Annotated in this window: 6 protein-coding genes and 1 pseudogene; 4 read left to right on the top strand and 3 right to left on the bottom strand. The window is 58.7% G+C overall.

Annotation, left to right across the window (positions count from 1 at the left end):
* The first annotated feature begins 88 nt into the window (after window positions 1-88).
* Complete coding sequence (locus AX735_RS18595; protein ID WP_066283230.1) at window positions 89-1441, top strand: hypothetical protein; 1353 nt, start codon at window positions 89-91, stop codon at window positions 1439-1441.
* Between the two features lie 281 nt (window positions 1442-1722).
* Here the strand turns inward: AX735_RS18595 and AX735_RS18590 are convergent, their stop codons facing one another.
* The 3 genes and pseudogenes from AX735_RS18590 to AX735_RS18585 all read right to left on the bottom strand — a co-directional run bounded on the left by AX735_RS18590 (window position 1723) and on the right by AX735_RS18585 (window position 3568).
* Complete coding sequence (locus tag AX735_RS18590) at window positions 1723-2679, bottom strand: LysR substrate-binding domain-containing protein (protein WP_066283226.1); 957 nt, start codon at window positions 2677-2679, stop codon at window positions 1723-1725.
* Between the two features lie 89 nt (window positions 2680-2768).
* Window positions 2769-2945, bottom strand: a pseudogene (locus tag AX735_RS25335) (IS630 family transposase); the annotation flags it as partial.
* 56 nt (window positions 2946-3001) lie between these two features.
* A complete protein-coding gene (locus AX735_RS18585; RefSeq protein WP_066283223.1) occupies window positions 3002-3568 on the bottom strand; it encodes a hypothetical protein in 567 nt (188 codons plus the stop codon).
* Between the two features lie 290 nt (window positions 3569-3858).
* On the opposite strand from AX735_RS18585, the gene AX735_RS18580 reads away from it, so the two are divergent.
* The 3 genes from AX735_RS18580 to AX735_RS18570 all read left to right on the top strand — a co-directional run.
* Window positions 3859-4071 (top strand): autoinducer binding domain-containing protein, encoded by a 213-nt coding sequence (locus tag AX735_RS18580; protein WP_231750170.1) that lies wholly within the window; start codon window positions 3859-3861, stop codon window positions 4069-4071.
* A 539-nt stretch (window positions 4072-4610) separates the two neighbouring features.
* Entirely contained in the window at window positions 4611-5228 is a 618-nt protein-coding gene (locus AX735_RS18575; RefSeq protein WP_066283217.1) for a recombinase family protein, read from the top strand.
* An 8-nt stretch (window positions 5229-5236) separates the two neighbouring features.
* The coding region (locus AX735_RS18570; protein WP_155647720.1) for a DUF4158 domain-containing protein at window positions 5237-6785 on the top strand (1549 nt) is incomplete at its 3' end.

Below are 6785 nucleotides of genomic sequence, written 5' to 3'. Positions count from 1 at the left end.
AATCCCCCAACTGGGTGACGCCGCGCGGCCGTGCCCCATGTTTGCAACAGAGCCGTTAGCACCAAACTGGCATGATTATTATTGAATCGTGCTCGATTTCACTATCAGCGAGGTCCTCATGAGAACGTGTTACAATATTTTACTTGCCGCTCTGCCATTTGTCGCGATAGCCCTCGCGGCGACTTCCGACGCTTCGGCGCAGTTCGTCTCTCCGCTCAAGGACGAAAGACCACCATCGGCCGAGAGGTTGATTTTTCCTGACCTGAAAAACGGCGACCATGTTTGGGCTGGAGAACTTCACATCCACACCGTGTTCTCCGATGGTGCCACCTGGCCCTCTTATCGGCTCCTTGAGGCGAAGCGCGACGGGCTCAAATTTGTCTCGTTCACGGAGCATGATATAGTTACGCCCAAAAAAAGGGATGTCAGCAAAAACAAGAACCGGAGCTACGAAATTGCGCGTGACTTCATCGACACAAACTTCCTGAATCTTGGTGACATGAATATCGCACTCGGGACGGAGGTCACGAGAAACATCGGGCACTTCAACTGTCACTTCCTGAAAGATGCAAACAAGTTAAACGAAAAGCAGATTCACATTAGTACGTTTGCCGATGTTTCCACGGCTCTCAAGCCCGATTGGCAGCGGGCAAGCATCGTCGAGAAGGAGTTGGAACCTGTCCTTGAGGAAGCGAGGCGGCAAGGCGGCATTTGCCAATGGAACCATCCTGCCGCCCCGTCGCCGACTGCTGGCGAGGTGGTCGTTACCCCGTTCCTGGAACGGATGTTCAAGACGGGTCTCATTTCCGGTATCGAAGTCGCAAACGGTGAAACAATCTATCCCAAGGCGATCGACGTCGCGCTCAAGTATAATCTCTATATGGCCGGCGTAACCGACGCACATATTGGCGTTGACATGGAACGTGCGGCCGGTGAGCGCGAGCATCGCACCACGACGCTCTTTCTTACGAAAGGAAATGAAGCCAGCAATTTCAGTGACGCGCTGCATGCGCGGCACACCATCGGACTGTATCGTAGCACGCTGATCGGCCGGCCGGAGGACGTCCAAAACATCGTGGAATCGATGCTTGATCTTACTCTTGCAAGCTATGTCAAGCCGAATGAAATCGGATTGCTGGGGGGTTATGCGACCTTCGTGCTGAAGAATAACGGTCCTATCAAAGTCGATATCGAGGTCAGTGATCCTGGTTGGCTGTCCAACCGAGGACGCTATTTCTCCGTTCCGGCAGGAGGGGTGGTCGCGCTGAAGACGGACAAGTTTGTCGCAAAGGGGTTTTCTGGAATTAAAATGCGCGTGATGAACAGCTATGTGAACTCGAGTGATCCGCTGGAGTTTTCGCTCAAGCCGAAGCCATTTGACCTCGAGAAAATATCTTCTGATAAAACGATTATTCCTCGAGAATTAGACGGCTTCCTGTAGGCTGGCGCCGCATCGATTGTTGGTTCGTATTGCTGGGGACGGGCGGCGCGGAGGTGAACTATCACCAGGCACAGCCCGCCCCCGATCAGATGTTCGATCCCTACGCCACTCTAGAAAGGGACGCAGAGACGCATGATGTCGGGAGTAGGTCGAAAGAGAGCGGTCGGTCGCGCGCAGCAGGTGGTTCGGTGCGCTTGAGGCTGAAACAAGGAACATTGTTTCCTGCATCACTCCCCGCTCGCCTATCATCGGCCCGCCTCCATCTGCCCCCAAGGACCGAATCAGCACGGCAGGTGATTTAAAAGCTTCGTTTTGCCAACAATCGGGGCAACAACGGACATTGAGGAAGCGACGGCAAATTGTGGCTGAGCGAACAACCAGTGCCGAAAGCGCCGTACCATTCGCTTGGAAACGTCACGTTTCCGGCAGACGAAGTATAGCGCCTGACTGTCTTTGAGCCGCGGGGCGTAGGGCGCGATGAGCCTACCATGCTCCAAATATTGTTGGCAAAAAGGTTCGGCGCAGAGCACCAGCCCCAGCCCAACGACCGCCGCGTCAAGCGCTAGGAGCATAGAGTCGAAAAACCGCCCTCGTTGACCATCTGGTAACTCTGGGTGGCCCACCTGATTGAGCCACTGCGGCCAGGCGCCGGGCATTGTGGTTAAATGGAGCAACGTTTGTCCACCGATGGAGTCTAGCGTGGCAGTAGATTGCTCGAGAAGGTTCGGGCTGCATACTGGAAACCACACAATATCCATAAGCTTTTCGGCATGAAGCGTCGGCGGTGTCTCTTCTGTAACTGTGAGCAGTACGTCGACGTCTTCATCTTCAAACATATTGAAATAGCCGCGCCAATTAAGTTGAAGATCAGTGTTGGGGTACGTTTCATAGAAGGTCCCGATCCGCGGAAGAAGCCATGATGAGGCAAAGGACTGCGGTAGGGCGATACGCAAGATGTCATCGCGGCGGGTATTTTTGATTTGGGCACCGGCTTCGCGTAACGTGTCGAACGCTGAACGTGTAATCTTGAAATACTTTTGCCCGTCGGCTGTCAATTCTAGCGCTCGGTTAGACCTTCGGAATAATTTGACGCCCAAGTCGTCCTCGAGGCTTTGAATCCGACGGCTGATCGCAGATTTCGTGATGTTGAGCGCCAACGCCGCCTTGCCGTAGCTCGACGTCTCAACGACTTGGATAAAGGCCTCAACGGCGCGCAAAGGTGGAAGTCGTTCGGTCATGAGCTCCAGCCTGATTTCAGGTCAGCTAGCAACCTCGCATGACATTATGCGGACTCGGATGATATACGCCTGGTACCAGAGTGCATTGATCAGTAGCCGTGCGCCCAATGTCGTAAGCCGATCGACATGATGCGCCAAGGCTGGTCGACAAGCTTGTTCCAGGCGAAGCAGCAGTGGTCGACGATATCCTCGTATGAGGAGTATATGCGGTTGGACAGCCAGTTATCGCGCATAAACTGCCACACGTTTTCGACGGGGTTCAGTTCTTACACTCGGTGTTCGATAATAATGGTTATGTTAAATCTGCGCTATTTCGGGGCGATCAGAACGCTAGTTCTGTCTGTCTCGGAACGGCTCTCGGCTGCTCTTGTCTGCCGCCGATCAAGCCGCGCGCGCGACCAGCCAAGATATAGACAGCCTGGCGTTGCGCCCCGCGATTATGATGATCAACGTAATAGCCTTGATAGTGCCGCTTGAGCAAGCCAGCGCGCACCAGCTCCGATACCGCCCGGCTCACATTCGTCTTGCCCGAAGCCCGTACCTGCTCACGGATGGCGTCTTCGACCATCGCCGTGGCCTGATCCACATCGGTCGGCAACCCGCCTGAGATTGCCAGGTCACTGCGTATCCGCTCTTCCAGGGCGACGCGCCGGGGGTCGCGCTGCCCCATCGGCGTCAGTGCATCGCAAAGCCAGTCACGCAGGGGAATGAGGCCGCCGCCCTTGGCTACCAGCGGCCCGGCGCTACCGTCGGGACGGGAAACTTGGGCAATCAGGTTGAGCACCATGAAGGCGTAGCGCGGCCGAGACGAAGACCGTGCAAGCATCTCCAGCAAGGACGGCATATCCAGTTGCGGGCGGCCATCGCCAATGATCGGAGCATGCAACATAACGGGATTGAATCAAGCACATATAGGGGGTGAAGTGAATCCCCTTTGCCGCCGATTTCGTCATTTTGTCGGCTGTGACACTTTGCCCGGAGGTAAAGTGTCACGGGCGCCCTTTCGTCCTCGCCCCGGCCGACTCGTACTGAAGACGACCTGTGCTTTTCCTGCGGGGAGTTGGGCGGCGGAGGCAGCCGGTCGTGTTATTCAATGGCTTCGCCGAACGGTGACTGGACGAAACAACAATCAAAATGCGAATCGTTCGCACTATGGGTAGTCTCGAAGATGCTGGCCGCTTGGGCGATATCACTGCATTCGAAGCCGAATGCCGGCAGGCGACGACGCTCGATCAGCTCAAATCCTTGCTCGATGCGATTGTGCGCCAGTTTGGATTCCGCTGGTTCGCATTGGTGCACAATGTCGATTTGAAGCGGACCACCCGCAAAGCCCTGCTGATCACCACCTATCCGGTGCGCTGGATCGAGGAAGTGATGGATGCCGGGGGTTGAGTAGCAACGGAACAGAAAACCTACATAAGGCAGCACGCCTCAAGGCCGCGGGCCATTCCGGAAGGGCGCGAAGTGGTGGTTAGCTGCCGTCCCTCCGACGCCCCTTGATCCAATTTGTTAGCGACCGAACACCCAAACCAACCGCTGCGGCTATCGCGATTGCCCCACCTAGCAGCGGCCAGTCTAAGCCTCTGTGGCATTCGGCATCTGGCGCACAGTCGCCGAGCGAACTCACGATGAAGACGACCCCGATGAGGGGAACACCGACAAAGGCCGCCATACCGCAGCCGATCTTTCCACCTAGCGTGCTGCTGTCCCGATACTCGCTCATGGGCTCGAAGCTATCGCTTTCCGCGACGTCCGCAATTGGGGCGGAAGCGGCCGTCTGGTTTTTCCAATAAACCCCGGTTTGATGCGAAGCGGGCCGGCGATTACGATCGGACCGCTGGATGACCCTCAATCTCACATCTACCCATCCAGAAACCTATAGCCGGTAAACCCATCCTTCGATAGATTAATGCAAGAAGGAGCGGGCGTCGATGCTGATCGGATATATGCGGGTGTCGACAGGCGAGCAAAATCTCGATCTACAACGCGATGCGCTGGATCGTGCCGGATGCGACCGGGTATTCGACGACGTGTGCTCGGGCCGTGCGACCGAACGGGCTGGGCTCGACAAGGCACTCGACATCATGCGTGATGGCGACACCCTCGTAGTCTGGAAGCTCGACCGGATCGGACGGTCGCTACCCCACGTCGTTGGGCTGGTCGGCGATCTGCAGAAGCGCGGGATCGGCCTTAAGGTGCTGACCGGCGATATCGACACGACGACCGTTACGGGCCGGTTGGTGTTCGGTATTTTCGCTACCCTGGCCGAGTTCGAGCGCGATCTGACCCATGAGCGTACAATGGCGGGGCTGGCCGCGGCCAGGGCGCGAGGCCGTGCAGGTGGTCGGCCGCGGGTCATGACGAAGCAGAAGCTGAAGGCCGCGATGGCGCTGATGGCGGATCGCGACAATGCCGCACGCGATGTTGCACTCCAACTCGGCGTGTCAGTGTCGACGCTTTATGCTTATGTCGATGCGAAAGGTCAGCCGCGAGAGCGGGCCAGCGAATTGCTGGGCAAGCGCGGGGTTCGGCCTAAAATAGCAGCATAGGCCGAGCAGTGCCGGTCAGCTTTCTCTCGGACGAGCAGGCACGGCGCTATGGTCGCTTCGCCGGCGATCCTACATCGGACCAGTTGGCGCGCCATTTTCATCTCGACGATGCAGACCGGATGTTCATCGGCGCGCACCGCGGCGATCACAACAGGCTCGGCGTTGCGGTACAGCTTGGCTCTTTGCGGTTGCTCGGTACCTTTCTCGAAGATCCGGCACAGACACCGGCGTCGGTCATGCGGTTCGCAGGCAGCCAGCTGGCGATCGACGAGCCGTGCGAACGGATGGCGCAATATTGCGCGACCAAGGGACGATGGCGGCACGGCCCGCGCATCCGCGACCATTATGGCTACCAGGTTTTCTCCGATCCACGCATCGCGTTCCGATTGCATCGTTTCCTGTACGCGCTGTGCTGGACGGGCACCGATCGGCCATCGGCGCTCTTCGATGCAGCGGCGACGTGGCTGATTGAATCCAAGGTGCTGTTGCCAGGGCTGTCCGTCCTCGAGCGCGATATCGCACGAGTCCGCACACGGGTCGCCACACACGTTCATCGCCGTCTCATCGACAGGCTGACGTCAGAGCAACGCGCCCGGCTCGACACGCTGGTCGCCGTTATTGGCGACGGGCGGCAAAGCCCGCTCGATCGACTGCGTGACGGTCCATACCTGCAAAGCGGACCCGAGATCAGCCGCGCCGTTGATCGCCTTACCGAAATCCGCACGTTCACAGCGGGCTTGCCCGAACTTGACCGGGTGCCACCCGGCAAGGCGGTCGCATTGGCGCGATTTGCCGGTGCGGCGCGGGCGCAGGCGGTGGCCCGCCTCCCCGACGATCGGCGCGCTGCCACCCTCGTCGCGTTCATCCGCACCCTCGAAGCGTCGGCCAGCGACGATGTCATCGACCTGTTCGACGTCGTGTCGACCAGAATGTTTTCCAACGCGCGCATCAACGCCAGGGATGCTCGGATGCGTTCGCTGCGTGATCTCGATGCCGCATCGCTCCGGCTTCGCGATGCCGGCGTCGTGCTGCTCGATGATAGCATCAGCGATGCGCAGGTGCGCGCGGCCGTGTTCGCGCTCGTCGACCGGGCAGCGCTGACCGACGCCGTCGCACAGGTGAACCTTCTCGCGCGGCCGAACGACGAGAGCTATTTTGTCGAGTTGCGCCAGCAGGCCGGGACGATGCGCTATCTGCCGAAGATGCTGGCAGCGCTCGATCTTGCAGCCGCGCCCGCAGGACAGCCGCTGCTCGACGCGGTCGACCACCTGCGAAGAGTTCACAGGGGCGAGAAGCGCCGTGGACCGCCACCAACATCGTTCGTCCCCAAGGGGTGGGCGCGCCAGTTGAAGAGTGATGACGGTACATTCGATCTGACCGGATACCGGCTTTGTACGCTCGACCGGCTACGCCGCGCCATTCGCCGTCGCGACGTCTTTCCTGTTCGCTCGCTTCGCTACGCCGACCCGCGCAAAGGCCTGCTGACAGGAGCCGCCTGGGAAGCGGCGCGACCGACGGTATGCCGCACGGTCGGCGTGGCGGTCGCTGGCGACGAGG

It is taken from the genome of Blastomonas sp. CCH1-A6 (assembly GCF_001556365.1).
GTDB lineage: Bacteria > Pseudomonadota > Alphaproteobacteria > Sphingomonadales > Sphingomonadaceae > Blastomonas > Blastomonas ursincola.
Note: the sequence above shows the minus strand (reverse complement) of the source record. Positions and strands in the feature narration are given on the sequence as shown.

Excerpts from the sequence above, each read along its gene's own strand:
- AX735_RS18575 (WP_066283217.1), top strand. The coding sequence starts at position 4,611 with ATGCTGATCGGATATATGCGGGTGTCGACAGGCGAGCAAAATCTCGAT.
- AX735_RS18590 (WP_066283226.1), bottom strand. The coding sequence starts at position 2,679 with ATGACCGAACGACTTCCACCTTTGCGCGCCGTTGAGGCCTTTATCCAA.
- AX735_RS18585 (WP_066283223.1), bottom strand. The coding sequence starts at position 3,568 with ATGTTGCATGCTCCGATCATTGGCGATGGCCGCCCGCAACTGGATATG.